At 36.5% G+C, this 25852-nt stretch carries 20 protein-coding genes; 17 read left to right on the plus strand and 3 right to left on the minus strand.

Annotated features, from left to right (window positions below; translation table 11 throughout):
- Nucleotides 1-66 precede the first annotated feature (66 nt).
- From MF646_RS03790 to fba, 9 genes are all read left to right on the plus strand, one after another.
- On the plus strand, nucleotides 67-1893 hold the full coding sequence (locus MF646_RS03790; RefSeq protein ID WP_250095161.1) for a UbiD family decarboxylase: 1827 nt from the start codon (nucleotides 67-69) through the stop codon (nucleotides 1891-1893).
- Between the two features lie 691 nt (nucleotides 1894-2584).
- Nucleotides 2585-3547 (plus strand): sugar ABC transporter substrate-binding protein, encoded by a 963-nt coding sequence (locus MF646_RS03795; protein WP_250095162.1) that lies wholly within the window; start codon nucleotides 2585-2587, stop codon nucleotides 3545-3547.
- 83 nt (nucleotides 3548-3630) lie between these two features.
- Nucleotides 3631-5178, plus strand: coding sequence for a sugar ABC transporter ATP-binding protein (locus tag MF646_RS03800; RefSeq protein WP_250095163.1), 1548 nt, complete (start codon nucleotides 3631-3633; stop codon nucleotides 5176-5178).
- A gap of 55 nt (nucleotides 5179-5233) precedes the next feature.
- On the plus strand, nucleotides 5234-6223 hold the full coding sequence (locus MF646_RS03805; protein WP_250095164.1) for an ABC transporter permease: 990 nt from the start codon (nucleotides 5234-5236) through the stop codon (nucleotides 6221-6223).
- Between the two features lie 564 nt (nucleotides 6224-6787).
- Nucleotides 6788-7603, plus strand: coding sequence for a 5-deoxy-glucuronate isomerase (gene iolB / locus MF646_RS03810; protein ID WP_250095165.1), 816 nt, complete (start codon nucleotides 6788-6790; stop codon nucleotides 7601-7603).
- Nucleotides 7604-7644: 41 nt separating this feature from the next.
- Nucleotides 7645-8640: a 5-dehydro-2-deoxygluconokinase gene (iolC, locus tag MF646_RS03815; RefSeq protein WP_250095166.1), complete on the plus strand. Its 996-nt coding sequence runs from the start codon at nucleotides 7645-7647 to the stop codon at nucleotides 8638-8640.
- Nucleotides 8641-8652: 12 nt separating this feature from the next.
- Complete coding sequence (gene iolD / locus MF646_RS03820) at nucleotides 8653-10566, plus strand: 3D-(3,5/4)-trihydroxycyclohexane-1,2-dione acylhydrolase (decyclizing) (protein WP_250095167.1); 1914 nt, start codon at nucleotides 8653-8655, stop codon at nucleotides 10564-10566.
- Nucleotides 10567-10585: 19 nt separating this feature from the next.
- Entirely contained in the window at nucleotides 10586-11485 is a 900-nt protein-coding gene (iolE, locus tag MF646_RS03825; RefSeq protein WP_250095168.1) for a myo-inosose-2 dehydratase, read from the plus strand.
- Between the two features lie 74 nt (nucleotides 11486-11559).
- The gene (gene fba / locus MF646_RS03830; protein ID WP_250095169.1) at nucleotides 11560-12432 is read left to right on the plus strand and encodes a class II fructose-1,6-bisphosphate aldolase; all 873 of its coding nucleotides are present in this window, start codon (nucleotides 11560-11562) and stop codon (nucleotides 12430-12432) included.
- An 81-nt stretch (nucleotides 12433-12513) separates the two neighbouring features.
- Here fba and MF646_RS03835 read toward each other — a convergent pair whose 3' ends face one another.
- Nucleotides 12514-13269 (minus strand): DeoR/GlpR family DNA-binding transcription regulator, encoded by a 756-nt coding sequence (locus MF646_RS03835; protein WP_250095170.1) that lies wholly within the window; start codon nucleotides 13267-13269, stop codon nucleotides 12514-12516.
- A gap of 365 nt (nucleotides 13270-13634) precedes the next feature.
- Here MF646_RS03835 and MF646_RS03840 point away from each other — a divergent pair, with 365 nt between their 5' ends.
- The 5 genes from MF646_RS03840 to hpf all read left to right on the plus strand — a co-directional run bounded on the left by MF646_RS03840 (nucleotide 13635) and on the right by hpf (nucleotide 20213).
- Nucleotides 13635-14627 (plus strand): LacI family DNA-binding transcriptional regulator, encoded by a 993-nt coding sequence (locus tag MF646_RS03840; protein ID WP_250095171.1) that lies wholly within the window; start codon nucleotides 13635-13637, stop codon nucleotides 14625-14627.
- Between the two features lie 590 nt (nucleotides 14628-15217).
- On the plus strand, nucleotides 15218-16240 hold the full coding sequence (locus tag MF646_RS03845; RefSeq protein WP_250095172.1) for a LacI family DNA-binding transcriptional regulator: 1023 nt from the start codon (nucleotides 15218-15220) through the stop codon (nucleotides 16238-16240).
- Nucleotides 16241-16765: 525 nt separating this feature from the next.
- Nucleotides 16766-18226 (plus strand): CoA-acylating methylmalonate-semialdehyde dehydrogenase, encoded by a 1461-nt coding sequence (locus MF646_RS03850; RefSeq protein WP_250095173.1) that lies wholly within the window; start codon nucleotides 16766-16768, stop codon nucleotides 18224-18226.
- A gap of 62 nt (nucleotides 18227-18288) precedes the next feature.
- Entirely contained in the window at nucleotides 18289-19485 is a 1197-nt protein-coding gene (locus MF646_RS03855; protein WP_250095174.1) for an MFS transporter, read from the plus strand.
- Nucleotides 19486-19655: 170 nt separating this feature from the next.
- On the plus strand, nucleotides 19656-20213 hold the full coding sequence (gene hpf, locus MF646_RS03860) for a ribosome hibernation-promoting factor, HPF/YfiA family (RefSeq protein ID WP_250095175.1): 558 nt from the start codon (nucleotides 19656-19658) through the stop codon (nucleotides 20211-20213).
- A 79-nt stretch (nucleotides 20214-20292) separates the two neighbouring features.
- Here hpf and MF646_RS03865 read toward each other — a convergent pair whose 3' ends face one another.
- Nucleotides 20293-20496 (minus strand): alpha/beta-type small acid-soluble spore protein, encoded by a 204-nt coding sequence (locus MF646_RS03865; RefSeq protein ID WP_250095176.1) that lies wholly within the window; start codon nucleotides 20494-20496, stop codon nucleotides 20293-20295.
- Between the two features lie 250 nt (nucleotides 20497-20746).
- On the opposite strand from MF646_RS03865, the gene MF646_RS03870 reads away from it, so the two are divergent.
- Nucleotides 20747-21136, plus strand: a complete 390-nt coding sequence (locus MF646_RS03870) for a hypothetical protein (protein ID WP_250095177.1) — start codon at nucleotides 20747-20749, stop codon at nucleotides 21134-21136.
- Nucleotides 21137-21198: 62 nt separating this feature from the next.
- On the opposite strand, the gene MF646_RS03875 is transcribed toward MF646_RS03870, so the two are convergent.
- Nucleotides 21199-22575, minus strand: coding sequence for an MATE family efflux transporter (locus MF646_RS03875; RefSeq protein WP_250095178.1), 1377 nt, complete (start codon nucleotides 22573-22575; stop codon nucleotides 21199-21201).
- Nucleotides 22576-23120: 545 nt separating this feature from the next.
- On the opposite strand from MF646_RS03875, the gene MF646_RS03880 reads away from it, so the two are divergent.
- Together MF646_RS03880 and MF646_RS03885 are read left to right on the plus strand one after the other, a co-directional pair.
- Entirely contained in the window at nucleotides 23121-24410 is a 1290-nt protein-coding gene (locus MF646_RS03880; RefSeq protein ID WP_250095179.1) for a sugar ABC transporter substrate-binding protein, read from the plus strand.
- A gap of 115 nt (nucleotides 24411-24525) precedes the next feature.
- Complete coding sequence (locus MF646_RS03885) at nucleotides 24526-25851, plus strand: carbohydrate ABC transporter permease (protein ID WP_250095326.1); 1326 nt, start codon at nucleotides 24526-24528, stop codon at nucleotides 25849-25851.
- Nucleotide 25852 lies beyond the last annotated feature (1 nt).

Below are 25852 nucleotides of genomic sequence, written 5' to 3' on the forward strand. Positions count from 1 at the left end.
AAGACAGTGTACACTAGAACAAGTATAATGAATGTAGTAAGTAATAAAAATAGGAGCTAATGTACTATGTATCGTAATTTAGAAGAATGCATTTTGGATTTGGAGAGAGACGGACAATTAGTAAGAATTAAAGAAGAAGTGGATCCTCACCTTGAAATGGCAGCTATTCACTTAAAAGTTTTTGAAGCTGGTGGTCCTGCTTTGTTATTTGAAAATGTTAAAGGTTCAAAGTTTAAAGCAGTATCCAATTTGTTTGGAACGATTGATCGAAGTAAGTTTATCTTTCGTAAAACGTTAGAAGCAACACAAAGTGTCATCGCATTAAGAAATGATCCAATGAGTCCATTAAAAAACCCTTTTAAACATATAGGAGCAGGATTGGCTGCTACCAAAGCACTTCCAATAAAAAAGACAAGCAGCATCCCAGCAGATTTTAAGGAAATCCAAATTTCTGATCTTCCACTTATCCATCACTGGCCAGATGATGGAGGGGCCTTCGTTACTCTTCCTCAAGTTTATTCAGAAGATCCGGAGAAACCGGGGATCATGAATGCAAATCTTGGGATGTATCGTATTCAGCTTAGTGGCAATGAGTATGAAATGAATAAAGAGATTGGTTTACATTATCAAATTCATCGTGGAATTGGGGTACATCAAGAAAAAGCCAATAGACTAGGAATTCCATTAAAGGTAAGTATTTTTATTGGAGGACCGCCTTCTCATACGTTAGCAGCTGTGATGCCGCTTCCAGAAGGGTTAAGTGAAATGACATTTGCTGGCCTATTGGCAGGACGGCGTTTCCGGTACAGCTATGTGGATGGTTACTGTATCAGCCATGATGCTGACTTTGTCATTACGGGAGAGGTCCATCCTGAAGAGACGAAGCCAGAGGGACCATTTGGCGATCACTTAGGATATTATAGCCTTACGCATCCATTTCCAGTCATGCGTGTTCATAAGGTGTACGCAAAAAATAATTCGATCTGGCCGTTTACAGTTGTTGGTCGTCCACCTCAAGAAGATACAGCTTTTGGAGATCTTATTCACGAGTTGACAGGTGATGCAATTAAGCAAGACATTCCTGGCGTACAAGAAGTTCATGCTGTTGATGCGGCTGGCGTACATCCACTACTATTTGCAATTGGGAGTGAACGCTATACCCCTTATCAAAAAGTGAAGCAGCCAACCGAATTACTGACACTTGCTAACCGAATTTTAGGGACAGGCCAGTTAAGTTTAGCGAAGTATCTCTTTATTACAGCAGAAGAGAAGCAACCGCTAGCAACTCGTCGGGAAGAGGAATTTCTAACTTATATTTTAGAACGAATTGATCTAAGACGTGATATTCACTTTCAAACAAACACGACCATTGATACATTAGATTACTCAGGAACGGGGCTAAATACAGGAAGTAAAGTCGTATTTGCTGCTTATGGAGATAAGAAAAGAGATCTATGTAAGGAAGTTCCCAATTCTTTAATAGATTTACAGGGCTTTGATCAACCGCATCTTGTTATGCCAGGAATTGTTGCTATTCAAGGACCTAAGTTTACTACCTATGACCAGGCACAACAACAGTTAAAAAAATTAAGTGATGCAATTAGTGAGAGAGGTGCATTGCCTTCTTGTCCAATGATCATTCTCTGTGATGAAAGTCAGTTTGTCAGTGAGTCAACAAGTAATTTTCTTTGGGTAACATTCACAAGAAGTAATCCTTCGCATGACATATATGGAGTGAATAGTAAATATGAATTTAAACATTGGGCTTGTGATAACGTCATTATTGATGCAAGGACGAAGCCTCATCATGCTCCGCCACTAGTTCCTAATGCTAATGTAGAGAAAAGTATCGAGCGATTTTTTGAAAAAGGTGCGAATTTAGGTCATATTTAACTAAGAATGGACTGTATTCAGCTAATTATTAATAGAGGGGATCTCAAAGGTATGTTTTGACTTTTGAGATCCCCTCATTTTTATGAGTTAAATTCAGTTTCTATATATTAAGGATCTCTTAAAGAAGCTCGTATGATGTGAGAATATGTTGTTTTACAGCTAACGAAAATGACGTTATTCTATTTGACTGTCGTAGCGACAAACCGAAATCTGAAATCGATTACCTGTTATATTTGAAAGGAAGCCAGAAAAAGTTCACATATTCCAGTAAATACCATCCAAAAGAGAGAAAAGTGGTTCCTGTTCCTTTCCTTACACTAATATTTTTTGTAATCATTTTCAGTTCAAACTACTTATAAAATAAGGATTTTTTGAAAAAAGTAAGGAAAATTGAAGAAATAAAAAAAATCTTCAAAAAAAAGCGTTTACAAATTTGACACAATCATGTATCTTTAAATTACCAAATGAAAGCGCATTCGAAGCGGTAATATAAAAGTGTAATCGATTGCAAACTTTCAGGAGATTGCGAAATTTATACTTATTTATCTGATTTTTCAAACAATGTTGTTTATTAAGAAAAGGAGGATGATAGTAATCAAAATTGGTCCTTTCTGTATATAGTCGTTGTTGCATTTGAGGGTTTAGTTGAAAACGATTACAAAAATTAAATGTTTATCAGGGGGAATTACGAATGAAATTCGGGAATTCAGTATTAACTTTTGTCGGTTTAATCATGCTATTATTCTTAGCTGCTTGCGGAGGTGGGAATGAACCTAGTTCGGCAACAGAAGGCTCTGGAGATAAAAAGACAATTGGTGTTTCAATTTCTAATTTAGACGAATTTCTAACTTACATGCAAGACGCGATGAAAGAAGAAGCAGAAAATCATCCTGATTTTGAATTTATTTATAGTGATGCACAAAATGACAGTGCAAGACAAATGGACCAAATTGAGAACTTTATCACACGTCAAGTTGATGCAATCGTTATTAACCCTGTAGATACAACAGCTGCAGTAGACATTATAAATATGGTTAATAATGCGGGCATTCCGATTGTTGTTGCTAACCGTACATTTGAAGGAGTAGAAGAAGCGACAGCCTATGTTGGTTCTGAATCAATTCAATCAGGTCTTCTGCAGATGGAAGAGGTAGCTGAGCTTTTAGGTGGAGAAGGTAACATCGCTATTATGGAAGGTGAATTAGGCCACGAAGCACAAATTAAACGTACAGAAGGAAATGTGCAAATTATTGAAGAACATGCAGGCTTAGAAATCGTTCATCAAAATACAGCGAAATTCGATCGTTCTGAAGGTATGAGATTAATGGAGAACTGGTTAAACTCTGGTACTCACATCGATGCGATCGTTTCGAATAACGATGAAATGGCTCTTGGAGCAATTTTGGCACTTGAAGCAGCTGGAAAACTAGATGAAGTGTTAGTTGCGGGTATCGATGCAACACCAGCAGCTTTAGAAGCAATGAAAGCAAGTAAACTAAGTGTTACAGTATTCCAGGATGCAAAAGGTCAAGGAGCAAATAGTATTATTACTGCTGTAAAAGCAGCAAATGGTGAAGATGTAGAAGATGTTTTAGTGCCTTATCAACTTGTGACACCTGATAATGTAGATGAGTATGTCGCTAAGTACGAGTAATACTTAAGAAACAGGTAATGAAAGGAAACCTACTGGTTTCCTTTCATTAAATGAATATCCTATTAAAAATGGGAGGGTACAAAATGAGTGAATACATTTTACAAATGGAAAACATCACAAAAGAATTTCCTGGTGTAAAAGCATTAGACGACGTCCAATTAAAAGTTAGAAAAGGTACTGTTCATGCTCTTATGGGTGAAAATGGAGCAGGAAAATCGACTCTTATGAAAATCATTATCGGGATGTACACACCAGATACGGGAAAAATCATCTTTGATGATGAAGAGTTGAAATTAACCAATATTAATGATTCTTTGGATAAAGGGATATCTATGATCCATCAAGAGTTAAGTCCTATTCCGGAAATGACTGTTGCAGAAAATATTTATTTGGGACGGGAACCAACTTATGGGAAAAGTGGACTCGTAAATAATCGTAAGTTATATCAAATGACTAAAGATCTTTTGAACAGTCTAGAAATAAATCTTGATCCCAAAACAAAAATGATTGATTTAAGCATTGCTAATACACAAATGGTTGAGATTGCAAAAGCGATATCCTTTGATTCAAAGTTAGTCATTATGGATGAGCCAACTTCTGCAATTACAGAAAAAGAGGTTGCTCAACTTTTTAAAATGATCCGCTCATTAAAAGATAAAGGTGTTGGAATTATTTATATTACTCATAAGATGAGTGAGTTGTATGAAATTGCAGACGATATATCGGTATTTAGAGATGGTCAGTTTATCGGTACTGATACGGCAGCGAATATGGAAAGAGATAGATTAATTAAGATGATGGTAGGACGAGAATTAAATCAAGTATTCAATAAGCCTGAACCTATTATTGGAGAAGTGGCATTATCAGTTAAAAATTTAAGTCATAAAGGTTGGTTTGAAGACGTGAATTTCGAAGTCCGGAAAGGAGAAATCGTCTGTTTTGCAGGTTTGATGGGGGCAGGGAGAACAGAAGTACTTGAGACCATCTTTGGTGTTAAAAAAGCGGACCAAGGTGAAGTATATGTTCATGGTGAAAAAGTCAAAATTAATACTCCGATAGATGCTATTAAAAGTAATCTAGGTTTTTTAACCGAAGACCGGAAATTGACAGGTTTGTTTTTGCCTCTATCAGTTAGAGAAAATATGATTACTGTCAATATTGACCGATATATTTCATCGGGCTTATTGAACTACAAACAAGTTAAATTTGACTGCTTAGAGCAAAAAGAAAATCTTAAAATCAAGACACCAAGCATTGATCAAATTGTTGAAAATTTAAGTGGTGGGAACCAGCAAAAAGTGTTATTAGCAAGATGGTTATTGAAAAACCCAGATATTTTATTTCTAGATGAACCAACTCGTGGAATTGATGTTGGAGCGAAATCAGAATTTTATAACATAATTTTTAAATTAGCAAGCCAAGGAAAAGCAATAGTCGTTGTTTCTTCTGAAATGGCAGAAATATTAGGTTTGTGTGATCGCGTATTAGTTATGCATGAAGGTCGAATTACTGGTGAATTAAGCAGAGAAGAAGCCAACCAAGAAAAGATTATGCAATATGCTACTGGTCAACAAAATATTAGTACGAAAAATACTAGTCAAAGCGAAACGCGACAAGCCGTAACTAACTAATATCGGAATGTGGAAGAAGTGTCTAGTGAATTTATTCAGTTTGGAGGAACGTAAGATGGGTCTAGAGCTAGAAAAGACGGAATCAAAACAAGTGAAGAATAATCAAGGTAAAGAACTAGCAATGAATATATTAAAAAAATATGGTATATTTATCATTCTAATTTTACTCATTGTCTTAATGTCCATTTTAACACCCCATTTTCTAAGTGCTACTAACTTGATAAACATTGTAAGGCAGATGTCCATTATAGGTATTATAGCAATAGGGGTTACACCTATCATTATTACAAAAGGGATAGATTTATCTTCTGGTTCAGTAATTGCATTAGTTTCAGTTGTAGTGGCAACATTTGCTCAAGGAGATTATCCGTTAGTTGTTCCGATTTTAGTAGCTCTAGGTGTCGGTTTATTAGCTGGTCTTATTAACGGAACACTTGTAGCAAAAGGAATGCTAGCTCCTTTTATCGCTACATTAGGAATGATGACAGCTGCACGTGGAGCTGCGATGCTTTATAGTGATGGTCGACCAATTGGTGGTATTTCTGAATCATTTACATTTATCGGTCAAGGTATTGTTTTTGGGATTCCAGTTCCAGTTATCATCTTTGGATTAGTCGGTTTAGTGACATGGGTACTTCTTAACAAAACAAAGGTTGGTAGATATGTTTATGCAATCGGAGGAAATGAACAAGCGGCTGTTACAGCTGGTATTAATGTAAGTAGAATTAAGTTAATGGTTTATGCATATGCTGGTCTTTTAGGTGGTATTGCCGGTATGATTCTAACATCAAGGATTGCATCTGGTCAGCCACAAGCAGGTATTATGTTTGAGCTAGATGCAATTGCTGCAGCAGTAATTGGAGGTACTAGTTTGTTTGGTGGGATTGGTACAGTCGGTGGAACAATTATTGGAGCCTTAATTATTGGTGTTATGAACAATGGTCTAGACCTTTTAGGTGTAAGTTCATATTGGCAGCAAATCGTAAAAGGTGCAATTATCGTTGCGGCTGTATATATTGATTCTAGAAAGAACCGTAAAAAATAACACTATTGATCTCTGTTTGAGAAAGGGGGCTGTCCCAAAAGGTCAAATACAGACTTTTTGAGACACACCCTTTGTTTTTTTATTTGAATCACTAAAAAATGTTAGAAAGTATGAAAAAAAGTAAGTATACTGTTGAAAGCGTTTTATAATAATGTTATTATAAAACTATGTTAATAGACTTGTTACCAAAGTTAAGAAGGGGGTTTGGTTCCGGAGAGACTTTACTTTTTTGCTTGAAATGAAATCGATTGCAAATTAATTCTCAAAGATAACTCAAATACTAATAGAGTGTAGTGCCTTAGGTGATAGTAAGTGTTGAAGGTTAACTTTTTGGAACCTAATAAGAAAATTGATTAAAAAAGTATTGACTGAAAACGCTTTTAATATTATTCTGTAACAGAAGTTATCAAAATATAACCAAAACATTACAATTAGTGCAAGGTTATTACAGTCATAGAGGTTCTGATTTTGATACAATTAAATAAAGAACTTACAAAAAAAATTTAGCGTTAATGAAATCGATTTCATTATTTAGAGTTAACTGATTTTTAGGAGGTAGACGTAATGAGCAAATTGCTTCGTAAGCCAGAAAATGCGGAAATTAAAGATGGTGTAACACTCGTTCATAATGTTACATCTGAAAATTCATCTCTTGAGTATGTAAATTTTAAGATGATTGATTTAGCTCCTGGAGCCACATATTTAGAGGAGTTGGGAAAGCAAGAGTGTTGTATTGTTGCTGTAACGGGGAAAATCAATGTGACTGATCAAGAAGTTACGTTTGAAAATTTAGGAACACGTGAAACTGTATTTGAAAAAGTACCGACAGATAGTGTTTATGTTTCAAACGATCGCACGTTTGAAGTCGTTGCAGTAAGCCAAGCGCGTGTAGCTCTTTGTTATTCACCTTCAGATAAGCAATTACCAACGAAGTTAATCAGTGCTGCAGACAATGGAGTAGAGCATAGAGGAACAGGAAACAACAAGAGAATGGTTCACAACATTTTACCAGATTCGGACCCTTCAGCAAATAGTTTGCTAGTTGTAGAAGTGTTTACAGAAAGCGGGAATTGGTCTAGTTATCCTCCACACAAACATGATCAAGATAACTTACCAGAAGAGTCATTTTTAGAAGAAACATATTATCATGAGATGAACCCTTCACAAGGTTTTGTATTCCAACGTGTTTATACAGACGACCGCTCACTAGATGAAACGATGACAGTTGAAAATGGAAACATGGTCATCGTTCCAGTAGGATATCATCCGGTAGGTGTTCCTGAAGGGTATACTTCATACTATTTAAACGTAATGGCAGGTCCAACTCGAATTTGGAAATTTTATAACGACCCTGATCACGAGTGGATTCTAAAAGGCTAAAACTAAAAACAATAAAACTACTAAGAGGAGTGTTAGATAAAATGAATTATAAATTTAATGAAAACAGAGAATTCGATATTATTGCAATCGGTCGAGCGTGTATTGATTTGAACGCAGTTGAATATAATCGCCCAATGGAAGAAACAATGACATTTTCTAAATATGTTGGTGGTTCACCTGCTAATATCGCAATTGGAAGTTCCAAACTTGGTCTTAAGGCAGGATTTATTGGGAAGCTTGCAGATGATCAACATGGCCGTTTTATCGAGCAGTACATGAGTGGAGTTGGGATCGACACATCCAATATGGTTGTTGATAAAGAAGGACATAAAACTGGATTAGCATTTACGGAGATTAAAAGTCCAGAAGAATGCAGCATTTTAATGTATAGACAAGATGTAGCAGATCTTTATCTTGACCAAAGCGAAGTAAATGAAGAGTATATTAAAAAATCTAAAGTTCTTCTAGTTTCAGGTACAGCTTTATCAAAAAGCCCATCTCGCGAAGCGGTATTGAAATCAATTAGCTTAGCGAAGAAAAATGATGTAAAGGTTATCTTTGAGCTAGATTATCGTCCATATTCTTGGAATAATGCAGAAGAAACTGCCGTGTATTATTCATTAGTTGCTGAACAATCTGATGTTGTCATTGGTACTCGTGAAGAATTTGATGCGCTTGAAAATAGAACAACAGAAGGCAATAACGAGGATACAATAAACTACTTATTCAAACACTCACCTGATTTAGTTGTTATTAAGCATGGTGTTGAAGGTTCATATGCTTATGCAAAATCTGGAGAAGTGTTCAGAGGTTTAGCATATAAGACAAAGGTACTAAAAACATTTGGTGCAGGTGATTCGTATGCATCGGCATTCTTATTCGCACTAATTAGTGGTAAGGATATTGAAACGGCCCTAAAATATGGAAGTGCTTCAGCTTCTATTGTAGTGAGCAAGCATAGTTCATCAGATGCAATGCCATCTGTTGAAGAAATTGAAGGATTAATTGAAAAGAATGAAACCATTTCAGTGGGATAGAGGAGAACGCTTATGAAAACGATTAGATTAACGACAGCTCAAGCTTTAATCAAGTTTTTAAATCAACAATATATTCATGTTGACGGAGAAGAAATTCCATTTGTAGAAGGGATCTTTAATATCTTCGGTCACGGAAATGTTTTAGGGATAGGTACAGCTTTAGAAAGTGATCCAGGCCATTTAAAAGTGATTCAAGGGAAAAATGAACAAGGTATGGCACATGCTGCGATTGCTTACAGCAAGCAATTACTTCGTAAAAAGATTTATGCGATTACAACGTCAAGCGGTCCGGGATCCGCTAACTTAGTAACAGCTGCAGGAACAGCCCTTGCTAATAATATTCCAGTATTACTAATTCCAGCAGATACGTATGCTACTCGTCAGCCAGACCCTGTATTACAGCAAATAGAACAAGAGCATAGTCTTGCTATTACAACAAATGACGCATTAAAACCAGTATCTAGATATTGGGATCGTGTAACGCGCCCTGAACAGTTAATGTCAAGTTTAATTCGTGCGTTTGAAGTAATGACGGATCCAGCTAAAGCAGGTCCTGCAACGGTTTGTATCTCACAAGATGTTGAAGGGGAAGCGTACGACTTTGACGAAAGATTCTTTGAAAAGCGTGTTCACTATATCGATCGTAAACCGGCAAGTGACCGTGAGTTAAAAGGTGCTGCTGAATTAATTAAAGAAAGTAAGAAGCCTGTAATCGTAGTTGGTGGTGGAGCGAAGTATTCAGAAGCTCGCGATATTTTAGTAGAATTCTCAGAGAAATATAATGTGCCAATAGTAGAAACACAAGCTGGTAAGTCTACTATTGAGCATTCATTTAAAAATAATCTTGGCGGTCTTGGTATTACAGGTACACTTGCAGCTAACAAAGCAGCTCAACAAGCAGACCTTGTTATTGGTGTAGGAACAAGATATACAGACTTTGCTACATCATCAAAAACGATCTTTAATTTTGATGAAGCTAAGTTTTTAAATGTGAATGTCAGCCGTATGCAAGCTTATAAGCTTGATGGATATCAGGTAGTAGCCGATGCAAGAACAGCTTTTGAAGCATTAACACCAATGCTTGAAGGATATGTAAGTGAATTTGGCGACACGATTACTGAACTGAAGGAAGAATGGCTAGCAGAGCGTGACCGCTTAAGCGAAGTAACATTTAGCCGTGAAGGCTTTGTTCCCGAAATTAAAAACCATTTCTCTCAAGAAGTGATGAATGAATATGCAGATGCATTAGGAACTGAATTTGCTCAAACAACAGCATTACTAACAATTAATGACACGATTGATCCTGATAGTATCATCATTTGTGCTGCAGGTTCTCTCCCAGGAGACCTACAACGTTTATGGCATTCATCTGTTCCTAATACGTACCACCTTGAGTATGGGTATTCATGTATGGGATATGAAGTTTCAGGTACACTAGGCTTGAAATTAGCTGAACCAACAAAAGAAGTATACACGATGGTTGGTGATGGTAGTTTCTTAATGCTTCACTCTGAGTTAGTAACAGCAATTCAATATAATAAAAAGATTAACGTCTTATTATTTGATAACTCTGGTTATGGATGTATCAACAACCTGCAAATGGATTTTGGCGGCGGAAGTTACTTCTGTGAATTCAGAACAGACGACAATCAAATCTTAAATGTAGATTATGCGAAAGTCGCTGAGGGTTACGGAGCAAAAGCATATCGTGCTAATACTGTAGAAGAACTAAAGGCAGCTTTAGAAGACGCAAAGAAACAAGATTGTTCTACGTTAATAGAGATGAAAGTCCTTCCTAAAACGATGACAGACGGTTATGAAGGAAGCTGGTGGAACCTTGGAGTTTCTGAAGTATCTGATCGTGAGGGAATTCAAAAAGCATATGAATTCAAGCAAGAAAAACTAAAAAATGCAAAGCAATATTAATAATAGAAGGTGAATGCTAATGAGTAATCAAGATATTCTATGGGGAATTGCTCCAATTGGCTGGCGAAATGATGATATTCCAGAAATCGGTGCAGAAAATACATTACAACATTTATTAAGTGACATAGTAGTAGCGGGTTTTCAAGGAACTGAAGTCGGAGGGTTCTTTCCTGAAGCTAAAGTTCTAAACAAAGAACTTAGTTTACGTAACTTAAAAATTGCAGGACAATGGTTCTCAAGCTTCTTGATTCGTGATGGACTAGAAGAAGTAGCTAAGGATTTTCACAAGCATTGTGCAAATTTACAGCAAGTAAATGCAGCTGTTGCGGTTGTTTCAGAACAAACATACAGCATTCAAGGTACAAAAAAGAATGTATTTACAGATAAGCCTTATTTTACGGATGAGGAATGGAATACGTTATGCCAAGGCTTAAATGAGCTTGGAAAAATCGCTGAACAGTATGATTTACATTTAGTATTTCACCACCATATGGGAACAGGTGTACAAACGTTAGAGGAAATCGATCGTTTATTAGAAAATACAGATCCTAATCATGTTCACCTTCTTTATGATACTGGGCACATTTACGTTTCAGATAATGACTATATGACATTATTAAAAAAGCATATGAATCGCATTAAACATGTCCACTTTAAAGATGTAAGACCGAACAAGTTAGAAGAATGTAAGGCAGCAGGAAATTCGTTCTTAGATTCATTTTTAGATGGTATGTTTACTGTACCAGGTGATGGTTGTATTGATTTCACAGAAGTATATCAAACATTACTTGATCATAATTACAAAGGATGGATTGTCATTGAAGCTGAGCAAGATCCAGCAAAGGCCCATCCATTAGAATATGCTTTAATCGCGCGTAAGTATATTGACGAAAAGTTATTTCAAAAAGTGACCGTCTAACTAGATAAAACCGGGTCTTTCGATTAGAGAGACCCAGCTTTTATAATTAAAAGATATAAGGAGGTGCCTGGTAATTGGCATTAGTATCTATGAAAGATATGCTCAAACACGCAAAAGAAGGAAACTATGCAGTTGGGCAATATAACATTAATAGTTTGCAGTGGGCGCAAGCAATCCTACAAGCGGCTGAAGAAGAACAAGGACCAGTTATTGTGGCAGCTTCCGATAGACTCGTTGATTATCTAGGTGGGTTTAAAACAATAGCAGCTATGGTGAATGCGCTTGTTGAGGAAATGGAAATCACAGTTCCAGTTGCATTGCACTTAGATCATGGAATGAATGTGGAGAGATGTAAACAGGCGATCGATGCAGGGTTTACATCCGTGATGATTGATGGATCCCACTATTCTATTGAAGAAAATATCGCTATGACTAAAGAAGTAGTCGATTACGCTCAACTTCACCAAGTATCTGTAGAAGCAGAAGTAGGAACAGTTGGTGGAATGGAAGATGGACTTATTGGTGGTGTAAAATATGCCGATCCTTATGAATGTTTGCGTCTTGTTGAAGAAACGGGAGTGGACGCATTGGCAGCCGCTTTAGGATCTGTTCATGGGCCATACCAAGGTGAACCGCAACTCGGCTTTGATGAAATGAAACAAATATCAGAAATGACTGGTATTCCATTGGTTTTACATGGAGGGTCAGGAATTCCGGATTACCAAATTAAAAAAGCGATTGAATTTGGACATGCAAAAATTAATGTGAATACTGAATGTTTACAAGCATGGGCAAAAGCTGTCCGTGAAGTATTAATAAACGACAGTGATATTTACGATAATCGTGCGATTACTACACCAGGTAAAGAGGCGATCGTTGCTACAGTAAAAGAGAAGATGAGAGAATTTAATACAAGTAATAAAGCTCCTGAAAAATCTAACGTCTAGAAAAGTGTTATTGAAAGACCTGTCACGAAAACAGGTCTTTTTTCTATATAAAAAGGTCTTCTAGATTGTCTAGTTTTGATGTTAATCTGCAATAATCAGCTGAATATTATGTTCTTGAGCATATTCTGTATATTTATTGGGAGGAACAGTGTCTGTAATTAAAACATCTATATCCTGTAAATCACAGTAGGTCATTACAGCATGCTGATCAAATTTATTGTGATCAACTAAAAGAAACACTTCGGAACTTCTTTCAACAACTGTACGTTTGAGATCGCTTTCAAGAGGGCTTGAATTTGTTATTCCGTTCTTTATTGAAACACCAGCAGAAGCCATAAATGCTTTGTTGATATTATGTGATTTCAGAATATCTTGTTTAATGAAACTAGCAAATGATTTGGTCTTACGTTCTAATACACCACCAGTTGAAATAACATTTAAGTTTTCAAATGGAAGAGCGTGAATGATGAAATCAAGATTATTCGTTATAATTGTCAAATCAAGTGTTTTTATAAACTCGACTATTTCAAGGATCGTTGTTCCTGAGTCGATGAATATAACATCTCCATCTACTATATAACTAGCGGCTTTTTTAGCAATCAGTTGCTTTTGGTGCAGATTGCGTGTTTTTCTATCTTGAAAAGGTTCAAGTCGTGTTCGGTTTACACTAACTCCGCCATATACTTTTTTATACTCGCCGGATTCAACCAATTCTTGTACGTCTCGCCGAATAGTATTTTTCGAAACTCCAAAAACTGTTACCAAATCATCCAAAGAAACCGTTTGATGTTGATTAATATAGTCAGAAATTTGATTGATGCGTTGTGTCTTTAACATATTTACCAACCCTTATTTTAAAAATTGAAAGGGAATACCTTTCCCTAGTTTTATGCAATGTACCCATTGTCGTTTTTTACATTTGAAAACTTATACATATTATATCAACATTTAATCAAGACATCACCATCTATTTTATAAGAAAATCACAAATGACTTCCACTTTTTATAATATGTTAGTAACCGTTTTCATTACGTGGTAAAATAGTGATATACTACTTTGTTTTGACAAAGGTTTGAAGATTACTTATAATATTTTATTACTCTTATGACATATCTCAATTGCTAGAAAAATACGACCAAAAATTAGACATTCCCAGTAAAAATAATTTTACAGTGGAAGGAAGGTGAGGTGTTATAAAAAAATGAAAATGAGCGATGTTGCCAAATTGGCAAATGTATCAGCTGCAACAGTTTCAAGGGTGCTAAGTCACCCGGATAAGGTTAGTGCAGAGACAAGACAAAGAGTTATGGATGTCATAAATAAAGTTAATTACAAACCACATATTGTTGCAAGGCAATTTAGAACACAAGAAACGAAAATCATCTTAGTTGTTGTTCCTGATATTACGAGTGCCTTTTTTTCACAAGTATTAAGGGGGATTGAGCATATAGCTGTAAACAATGACTATCAAGTAATTTTAGGGGATACAGAAAACGATATTGAGAGAGAAAATAGCTATATTAACCTATTACTTCAGAAACAAGTGGATGGAATGGTACTATTAACAGCTCGACTAGATAAAAGTAAACTAGAAGAACTAGCTAGTGAATTTCCATTAGTTCTCGCGTGTGAATATGTAGATGGGTTGAATGTTCCTACTGTATCAATCGACAATGTAAGTAGTGCTCGTAAAGCAACGGAACATTTAATTCAATTAGGTCACACAAAGATTGCTCATATTACAGGGCCTATTAGTGTTATCCTAAGTCGAGATAGGTTAAAAGGATATAAACAAGCGATGATTAGTAACGATCTAGAGATCGATCCTGCATATATACAAGAGGGAGAAGTGAATTTTGAATCTAGTTATAATCAAACTTTAAAACTGTTGTCATTATCAACCCCACCTACAGCTATATTTGTTTTTAATGATGAAATGGCTATGGGTACAATTAAGGCAGCTAAAGACAGTGGGTTAACTGTGCCAGATGATTTGGCAGTAGTAGGCTTTGATAATATAAAAATGTCAACGGTATTTGAACCTAATTTAACGACGATTGACCAACCGAAGTATGAAATTGGAAAAAAAGCGATGGAGTTATTGCTTAAATTAATAAATGGTGAGCCGCTGAAAAAGAAGAAATTTGTTATGAAAGATGAATTGATAATAAGAGAGTCTAGCCGTATTGAGTAAATAAATGAAAAAGTGTTCGGGGGTGTCTCAAAGGTCTGTTTTTGACCTTTGAGACACCCCCGAAGCAATGAGCGGAGTCGCTACTCTTTTAAGAGCCGAGGCCACTGAAAAAGGTACGGTTTTGACCTTTTTCAATGGCCTTTAAGCAATGAGCGGAACCGTTGCTTTGTCTTAAAGCCTGCTATGAGTGGTTTTCTCATAGCAGGCGCGCAACGTGTGGAGCCATTGCTGCTTCCTCGAATCCGCTAAAAAGGACTTTTTCAGTGGCTTCTTAAGAGCCTTGAGAGGAGCCATTGGCCAACTCTATTCCCGACTTTTCTTTTCGTAAAGATTGTTGCTGTGAAGAAATGTGTTTTGTCCGTAGTGAAATGGAGCGCAAGGGAACGAACATGTGAAGGACACGTAACCCTATAAAAACAACAAAGTATGCGAAAACAGCCATTTACAAAGAAAACTAAATAATATAAAATAAAATAAGAAGTATTTTCAAGTGCTTTTTTGTAAGCGAGACAAATACTGATTTTTTTTGGAAGTTGGTGTAATCGTTTTCAGTTATAAACTTGAAATATGGGAGGTGAGTTTCTAAAAATATGAAGATGAGTGATGTAGCGAAACTAGCGAATGTGTCACCTGCAACAGTTTCAAGGGTACTTTGTCACCCAGAACTTGTGAGCAAAGAAACAAAACAAAAAGTCATGGATGTAATCAACGAGGTTAATTACAAGCCTCATGCAGTTGCAAGGCAATTTAGGACGAAGGCAACGAAAATCATTCTTGTTGTTGTCCCGGATATTACAAGTGCCTTCTTCTCTGAAGTGCTTAGAGGTATAGAGCACGTTGCTGTTAGTTGTGGGTATCAAGTAATATTGGGAGATACTGAAAATAACATTGAAAGAGAAGCTGAATATATTAACCTATTATATCAAAAACAAGCTGATGGAATGATTCTTTTAACTGCTCGTTTAGATAAGGATAAATTAGAGGAGCTATCTGAGCAGTACCCACTTGTGCTAGCCTGTGAATATATGGATGGTTTGAATGTTCCAACTGTTTCTATTGATAATATAAGTAGTGCAAGAAAGGCTACGGAACACTTGATTCAATTAGGCCATACTAGGATAGCTCATATTACAGGTCCAATAAATATTGTCCTTAGTCGAGACCGCTTAAGGGGTTACAAGCAAGCGATGATTAGCCATGATTTAGAAATTGATTCAGCATATATTCAGGAAGGGGATCAAACCTTTGATTCTGGGTATAATCAAATGCTGAAGCTATTGGCACTAGAAACCCCGCCTACTGCAGTCTTTGTTTTCAACGATGATATGGCAATGGGTGTAATAAAGGCAGTAAAGGACTGTCACCTAAATGTACCTGAAGATATTGCTGTTGTTGGTTTTGACCATATAAAAATGTCATCAATACATGAACCGAACCTAACGACGGTTGCTCAACCAAAGTATGAAATAGGGAAAAAAGCGATGGAGTTATTATTAAAACAAATAAATAGTGAGCAAATGCACAAAAAGAAAATAGTAATGAAGGATGAACTAATTATTGGAGATTCCTGTGGATCGAAATCCAATGCTCTAAAGGCTCTAGAAAGAATTTAGTAGTGAAGGGCTGAAATCGATTGCAGTGTTTTTGGCAAGCTCAACTTAATTATTCATTTGAAAATAGGAATTCTTTCTATGAAAAAACTTCACTTAAATTTGTTGTTCTCTGTAGGATTCCGATTGAAAAAATATTGAAAAACTCAATGTTATCAAGGGATATCATGATAAAAATTAACATTAAAAAAAGTGAAAAAAAACTAGAAAAAGCATTTACAAAAAAAACTGAATGCTATACAATAAGAATTGTAAGAGGAAGTCAAAACTAATTTAGATGTAATCGATTTCAGTATATTACAGTTTTGCTTCTACTAAATGTAAACGGTCTCGGTTGTGGGCGGGTACAGATCCAGTGGATTCTAGAAACCTAAAATTTAGTAGAGTCTCTGGGGAGAAGGAGTAGTGCTACCTATTTTGAAAAGGATTTCATTGTGAGATAGGATGATGTTAGCTATATAGGTCCTGTTCCATTTAAAAGGTAGCAAAGAAAAATTATAGAAGCAAATATTGAGAGGAGTAATCACTATGTCAAATGCAGTAACTGTACAAAATCTTAAAAACTATATTGGAGGTCAATGGGTAGAATCAACTTCTGGAAAAACAGATGCGGTTCCAAACCCAGCTACAGGTGAAATTATTGCACATGTACCGATCTCAAGTCGTGAAGATGTAGATCAAGCAGTAGAAAACGCAGCAGCAGCATTTAAAAAATGGAGCAAAACAGCTGTACCTCGTAGAGCTCGTATTCTATTTAAATACCAACAATTATTAGTAGAGAACTGGGAAGAGTTAGCTCGTCTAGTAACATTAGAAAATGGAAAGAGCTACAGTGAAGCATACGGCGAAGTTCAACGTGGAATTGAGTGTGTTGAGTTTGCAGCAGGAGCTCCTTCATTGATGATGGGTAAGCAATTACCAGATATCGCTACAGGAGTTGAGTCAGGTATGTACCGTTACCCAATCGGAGTAATCGGTGGAATTACACCATTTAACTTCCCGATGATGGTACCATGCTGGATGTTCCCGCTTGCAATTGCATGCGGTAACACGTTTGTATTAAAGCCATCTGAGCGTACACCATTACTTGCGAATCGCTTAGCTGAATTATTTACAGAAGCTGGACTTCCTGAAGGTGTATTAAACATCGTACATGGTGCACATGACGTGGTTAACGGACTTCTTGAGCACCCAACAGTAAAAGCAATTTCATTCGTAGGATCTCAACCGGTTGCGGAATACGTATACAAAACAGCGTCTGCTCATGGTAAGCGTGTTCAAGCGTTAGCTGGTGCGAAAAACCACTCAATCGTTATGCCGGATGCGAATTTAGATGGTGCAGTTAACCAAATTATGAATGCAGCGTATGGTTCAGCAGGTGAAAGATGTATGGCAGCTGCAGTTGTAGTAACTGTTGGTGATGTAGCAGAGCCATTCATGGAAAAATTAGTTGAAGAAGTTGATAAGATTACAATCGGTAATGGAATGGAAGAAGGAATATTCCTTGGCCCGGTTATCCGTGACTCTCATAAAGCAAAAACTGAGCAATACATTGAGCTTGGTGAAAAAGAAGGTGCTACTTTAGTTCGTGATGGACGTAAAGATGCAGCGAGTTCAGGTGCTGGATACTTCGTTGGACCGACAATTTTTGATCATGTAAATACAGAAATGACTATTTGGAAAGAAGAAATCTTTGCTCCTGTTCTATCAGTCGTACGTGTGAACACACTGGAAGAAGCAATTGAGTTAACAAACCAATCAGAATTTGCAAATGGAGCGTGTATTTATACAGATAGCGGAAGTGCTGTTCGTCAATTCCGCGAAGACATCGACGCGGGTATGCTTGGAGTAAACTTAGGTGTTCCAGCTCCAATGGCGTTCTTCCCATTCTCTGGTTACAAAAAATCGTTCTATGGTGATTTACATGCAAATGGTACAGATGGGGTTGAATTCTATACACGTAAGAAAATGCTAACGACTCGTTGGTAATTAAATGGAGGTACTAAGCATGGATGCTTAGTACCTTTCCTTTTTAAAAATGGAGTGATAAATTGAGTACTCATATTTCAAACAAAGAGAAATATATCTTTTTGCTTGTTTCATTTATGATTTGGTTTCCGCATTTTATCTACCTTCCAATATTGTCCCCCTATATGGAATCAATGGGTGGGACATATGTCTTTATTGGAATTGTGTTAAGTAGCTATGGTCTAATGCAATTTCTATTCAGGCTACCTATAGGAATAAGTTCAGATTTATTAAAGATACGTAAACCGTTTATCATTTTAGGCTTATTAATAAGTACTGTTAGTTGTTTTATATTTGCACTAACGGATAGTTTAGGTTGGATACTTTTCGCTCGTTCTTTAGCAGGATTATCGGTGGCAACATGGGTGGTGTTTGCCGTTTTATACTCTATTTATTTTGCTGATCGTGAAGTTCATCGAGCGATGAGCAGTATTTCCTTTGTGGTTGTGTTAGCTCAACTGTTAGGTATGATTTTTAGTGGCTATGTCGTTAACGCGTGGGGCTGGCATGCTCCATTTTGGATAGGTGGAATAGTTGGATTGATAGGAATAGCACTCGCCTTCTTTATCTATGAACCGAAAGAGGGTGTACCGAAAGCTCCGGTAAGACTGCAGGATCTTACATCCGTTATGAGAGAACCACAACTTTTAAAGATCTCATTACTATCAATTTTAGCTCATAGCATTATTTTTACAACCATGTTTGGATTCATTCCCACGTATGTTACGAGCATTGGATTAGAGGCAAAGGACATTAGTTTAATTGTTTTTGCTTTTATGATCCCTCATGCTTTAGCTACCCTTTATTTAGGGAAATTAGTTGTACCACGATTTGGGAAATGGAGATCATTAAAATATGCATTTTTAGTAACAGCGTTATTTACTTTGATAACTCCTTTTGTTGAGTCGAAATGGTTACTTATCGTCGTGCAAGGAGTTAATGGCTTTGCACTTGGAGTATTGTTTCCGTTGTTATTAGGGATGTCAATTGAATCAATATCTCATGGTAAAAGAGCAACTGCTATGGGTGTATATCAGGCTGTGTACGCAATTGGGATGTTTTTAGGTCCATTTTTAGCAGGTATCTTGAATTCTAGTTTTGGCATTGCTACTGGCTTTTACTTTGCTGGAATGTTAGGTTTAATTGCGAGTGGTTTAATTGTTGTATGGGGAAGGAAAAGGTCCCAAAAACAAGTGGGAAAATATCAAATAAGCAGTTAATCTTTTCATTATCTAAGGAGAAACTGGTCGCATCAAAAATGCAGCCGGTTTCTTTCTTGTTTATACTTTTTGTGATACACATCACAGCAGAAATATCAGACTATTAGTATGATAAAAGCATAGAAAGAAAGATCTTCTATTTAGAAAACGGATTCAGGAGGAGATTACTAATGAGATTTAACATTCGTGGTGAAAATGTAGAAGTAACAGTAGCCTTAAGAGATTATATTATAAAAAAAGTAGATAAGTTAGAAAAATACTTTGACGAAATTATTTTAACAGAAGTTCAAGTAAAGTTAAAAGTATATGAAAAAGATACCAAAGTAGAAATTACTATCCCTTTAAAATCTTTAGTCCTTCGTGCAGAAGAGCAACATGAGAATATGTATGCTGCTATTGACTTAATTGTCGATAAATTAGAACGTCAAGTTCGTAAATATAAAACGAAAGTAAATCGTAAACCTCGTCAGGTAAAAGCTATTAGCAAGAGTGAAGCGAATGCAGTTCAACTGCTCGAGCCAGAAGTGGAAACTTTTGACCAAGTAGAAATGTTTCAAGTTGTAAGAACCAAACGCTTTAATTTAAAACCTATGGATATAGAAGAAGCAATTTTACAAATGAATATGCTAGGGCATCAGTTCTTTGTTTTTACAGAAGCAGAAACATTAGAAACGAATATTGTTTACCAAAGAAATGATGGAAAGTACGCTGTAATTGAGATTGACTGATATTAAACAATTAGAAGAAAAGCACCTTGAGATTAAAATCAAGGTGCTTTTTACAGTGGAGGCAAGGAGAATTTTATTTTTAGAATCTAGAGCCTTGCATTTGCTGTTCGGCCATTTGAACTAAACGTTTCGTAATTTCTCCTCCAACGGAACCGTTAGCACGAGCCGTTGAATCCGCTCCTAGCTGTACTCCAAATTCTTGAGCAATTTCAAGTTTCATTTGATCAAGTGCTTCTTCTACTCCTGGAACTAAAAGGTTGTTGCTGCTGTTGTTTTGTGTCATATCTAATCACCTCTTTATTAGTTTCGAGCTTAGTATATGAGCCACCTTAAATATTATACATAAGTTAAACATAGATTATATTTTACTGAAATAAAAGAACATTTTTTATCTTCATTTTACAAGAAATCATAAAACATTTTAAATCGATCGATGGTTGTGCACATCTTAGTAGAAAAACGTGATAAGATAGAGATGGACATTAAGTATGAAAAAACAGTATACATAAACTTTAAATTAAGGAGGGAATACATTGTCACTATTACGAACAATTACTGGTATTTGGAAAAGTCATGAAGAAACTGGCGAGAAACCAAAATTAGAAGGGTTAAATACACGTTACTATAAAAAGAGCCGTGAAGCTATGATTGACTATGTACATAAGATTGTAAATAATAACAAGTTGCCGAATTGGCAAGTTACAAATGTTGATGAAGAACGTGGAGAAGTCGTTTTAGAAAAGAAAGGTGTATCATCAAGCGTTATGGTTATCACCGTATTTAAAATTACACCAATAAAATCAGCTGTAGATGTATACTGTTCTAAACAAGGGGCTTTTGGGGATTTGGGAAGTAGTTATAAAAATATACTCGCATTTTTTAAAGCGCTTCATACAGAGGTGCAGCCAGAAGATCAGCGGTAAAAAAGTAAGGAAGGGGTGTTTCAAAAGGTCTGTTTATTGATCTTTTGAGACATCCCCTTTTTTTACGATGCGTCGTTTTTCTTTACGAAAGCCATTCTTTGCCATTTCCTACCGCGCCATCTCCATAACATTAATAAACCTCGTAGCCATTCATCTAAAGTAAAGGCAATCCATACACCAATTAAACCTAAGCCGAAATAAATTCCTAAAGTATAGGAAATTGTGACAGAAACACCCCACATTGAAAGAATCCCCATATAGACAGGGAAGCGAACATCACCTGCTGCTCGCAATGAATTTATTACAACAAGATTAAACGCTTTTCCGGGTTCTAAAATGATTGTTAGTAATAGTAATAAACTACCTAGACCGATAATTGATTCATTTGAAGTGAATAAGGAGAAGATCGGTTTACTTAAAAAATAAAAAAGAATAGCCATTGTAGCTGAAACGGTGATGGCTATTTTTAAACTTCTCATACAACGTCTGTAGGCTTCTTCTATTTTGTTGGCACCGACTTGATGACCGATTATTATTTGAGTACCTTGGCCAATTGCTACTGAGAAAAGTAATATAAACATCATAATGTTTTGTGCATACACTTTCGTTGTTAAAGCCTCTGTCCCCATTGTTGCAATAAAATAAGTAATCACTAATTGAGATCCGGTATAAGAAAGGTGTTCTCCGGCTGTTGGAATCCCTATCTTCAACAATGACTGAACCTCAAGCTTTGGAAAAGTACGTAAAAAGGAGAAGGGAAGTTTCCCGTCTAAACGTTTATATAGAAGGTAAAGAAGTATAATGACTCCTATTGATCGACTGAAAACAGTTGCAATGGCAACACCCGTTACTCCTAAAACAGGGAAACCGAATGCGCCAAAAATTAAAACATAATTACCGAAAATGTTAACAATATTCATTCCAACAGTGACATACATAGCATCTTTTGTAAAACCATGACTTCGAATAATCGCGCCAATTGTCATTATGAGAGCTTGGACAAAGGCGAAACCTCCGACGATTCGTAAATAAGTTACAGCGCTATCCATTAATTCTTTTGGCAAGCTCATTAATCGTAAAAATGTCTCACTAAAAAATAGAAGGATAATACTTAATAACAGACCAATGACCACATTAGCAGCGAGAGAGACAACGGCAAGCTGACTAGCTTTCTTCTCCTTTTTAGCTCCTAAAAATTGTGCAATTAAAATACTTGTGCCAGTTGCAATAAATCCAAACATAACGATGATAACAGACATAAGTTGATTGGAAACACCAACAGCTGCTACGGCATCATCAGAATATTGACTAAGCATAAGTGTATCGGCATTACCCATAATCATATGAAGCATAATTTCAATAAAAATAGGCCATGTAATGGCAAAAAGTGTTAAATTACGTTTTGTCTGTTTTGGTTTATTTGTCTCAATAACGTTCATCTCCTTTAGGAAGTTCCCCAGCCGGGTCTATTATAGAGCCTTATGTTCTTTAGGCATCAGAACCACTCCTTAAAAATCACTTTATACAAAATAAAATAATATTTCGAATTTAAAAACAACATACTAACAATAGTAGATGAAGTCAAGCGTTTGCGCAGTTTTGTGCAACGAGTTAAAAAATGTCAAATGATTAAACATCTACTTTTTTTAAAAAAAGTATTGTCATTTAAGGATTAGCGTTTTATAATGAAACCAATCAACTGGAACCGTTTACAACTAACAGTTCTTTTTTTATTGATAATTGCGCAATCGCTTGCGCTATAATGCGAGAAGTTTGCATTTCATTTTATGTTACTTAAATCTATTTGTTAAACCATGCAATAAGTATCTTATTTTGGTAATGATAAGCAAAAGAGAGCAAACCAGAGAATTCATGATAACCAAAAAACAAAGGAGATTTACCTTAGTGGGGGGGTGAGAAATCAATTCATAGGTAGTAGCAATTATAATTATGAAATTAATTATTTATAAGGGGGACAAATAAAATGTTCAAAAAAACAAAGTACGTAACTGCAGTATTAGCTTTAACTTTAGGTCTGGCTGCTTGTGGGGCGCCTGCTGAGGAAGCTCCGGAAGAGACAGTTGATGAAGGAACAGGTGAAGAAGCGGTAGATTTTGAGATTGTTCCTGAAGAAGGCGCAGAGCTTTTATTATGGAGCGATGGTGACGAGCAGCTTAAATGGGCTGAACAAATGGCTGAAAAATTTGAAGCTGAATACGGTGTTCCGGTCCAAGTTGAGGAAGTGAACCAAGAGGATGCACCAGAACGTTTAGCGACTGATGGTCCACAAGGGCTAGCAGGTGACGTATTTGCTTCAACTCATGATCGTATTGGACGAGCTATTTCTGCCGGATTAGTTCTTGAAAACTTCTGGCCGGAAGAATATGAAGAAGAGTTTATGGAAGCTGCTATTACAGCAACATCATTCGACGGAGAGCTATACGGGTATCCATCAGGAATTGAAACGTATGCACTTTATTACAACACAGATTTAGTAGAAGAAGCTCCTGAGACAATGGACGAATTGTTTGAAGTAGCCAAAGAGTTAACAGAAGGCAACCAGTATGGGTTTATGATGGAGCCTGAAAATCTATACTTCATGTATGCCTTCTTAGGCGGTTACGGAGGTTATGTTTTTGGTGATGAAGGTACGAATCCAGAAGATATCGGCCTAAATAACGAAGGTGCTGTTCAAGGTACAGAGGAAGTACTAGTTCGTATGCGTGATGAATTATTGCCTGGATTTGCAAATGAAGATATCACTTATGACGTTCGAACTGCATTATTTGAAGGCGGAGATTTGGCATTTGATATTAACGGTCCTTGGGCTGTTCGTGGGTACGAGCAAGCAGGTGTTAATTTCAATGTTGCGCCTCTTCCATTACTAGGAAATGGTGAAAACCCAACTAGTTTCTCGGGTACTCGCGGTTTCTATGTAAATGCATATACAGAGTATCCTGATGCTGCTTCATTATTAGCACAATTTATTACGAACGAAGAAAACTTGTTAGAGGCTTATGAAATTACTGGTGCACTGCCGCCACGTTTAGCATTAACAGATCATGAAACAATTCAAGATAATGAAATTTCTGTTGGTTTCTTAGAGCAGGCTACACATGCTGTACCAATGCCAAATATTCCTGAAATGCCTCTTGTTTGGGATCCGGTGGCTGCAGCATTCACAGAAATTTGGAACCAAAATGCTGATGTTCAAGAGTCGTTAGATCGAGCAGTTAGAACGATTGAACAAGCAGTTCAAGAGCAACAACAATAAACATCATTGAATGGATCAGTGAGTGTGGTATATAGGAATCCCCCTAAACCACCTCACTGAAGATCCATTATTTAGAAAATATTAGTTAACAATTGAAGGGGGAATTATTGTGTCTATGAATGCACAAACTCAAGCGTCGCATAAAGGTAAAAGTTACAGCAAAACCGCAGCTTTGCTGTCTGTTCTCTTTATGGGACTTGGTCAAATATATAACAAGCAATATTGGAAAGGGATAGCATGGGCTTTATTAGAGCTTATTGTCCTAATTTTCTATGTGAAACCGATCATAAATGGTTTACATGGTTTAATTACGTTAGGTGAGACACCTCAGGTTAGAGAAAGAGGGCGTATTGTTGATCCTGGTGACCATTCAATCTTACTGATGGCTGAAGGACTTATGATGCTAATTGTACTTTTAGCTATTTTGGGGCTTTACTATTTAAGTGTTCGTGACGCTTATCTTGTTGGAAAGCTTCGTGAGTTTGGACAGAAAGTACCGAACTTTAGAGAAACGATTCGCAATGTATGGGACAATGGGTATGCATACATTTTAATTACGCCAACTGCAATTTGTATGTTGTTATTAACCGTTTTTCCACTTGTCTTTACTGCCTTAATTGCGTTTACTAATTTCTCGTCGCCCAACTATTTGCCTCCAAGGGCTTTAGTTGATTGGGTCGGAATTGAGCAATTTATTCGCTTATTTACAATGGAATCTTGGAGAGGTACGTTCCTTGGAGTTTTCTCATGGACTATTATCTGGGCAGTACTATCGACTTTACTCGTTGTGTTTGCCGGATTATTTGTAGCTGTTGTTTTATCACAAAAGGTCGTGAAATATACGAAGTTTTGGAGAAATATCTATATTATACCATGGGCAGTTCCTGGATTTGTCAGTATTTTAATCTTTAGAAATATGTACAATGGGCAGTTTGGAGTTATTAATCAAATGTTACAGTCTGTTGGCTTGAATCCAATTCCTTGGTTATCCGATCCGATGTGGGCTAAAGTAGCGGTATTACTAACAAACCTCTGGTTAGGATTTCCTTTTTGGATGGCTTTGTTTACAGCAGTACTTACAACTATTAGTAAAGAGTTATATGAAGCTGCAGAAGTCGATGGAGCGACTATTGTTCAACAATTTCGCAATATAACATTCCCAATTGTTATGGTTGCTGCTGTTCCGTTAATGGTCTTTACGTTTGCGTTTAACTTTAATCAGTTAACATTTATCTACTTAATGACAGAAGGTGGACCAACAAACGCAAATTATAACTATGCAGGTCATACCGATATCTTATTATCATGGATCTTCAAAATGACACTAGATAATGGTCAATATGCGATAGCTTCTGCAGTTGCCTTAGTCGTCTTCTTGATCATTGCTGGGTTTGCGTATTTCAACTTGCGAAATACAAAATCCATGAAAGGGGATGTGTGAT

It is taken from the genome of Halalkalibacter alkaliphilus (assembly GCF_023555415.1).
In the GTDB taxonomy this organism is placed as follows: Bacteria; Bacillota; Bacilli; order Bacillales; family Bacillaceae_D; genus Halalkalibacter; species Halalkalibacter alkaliphilus.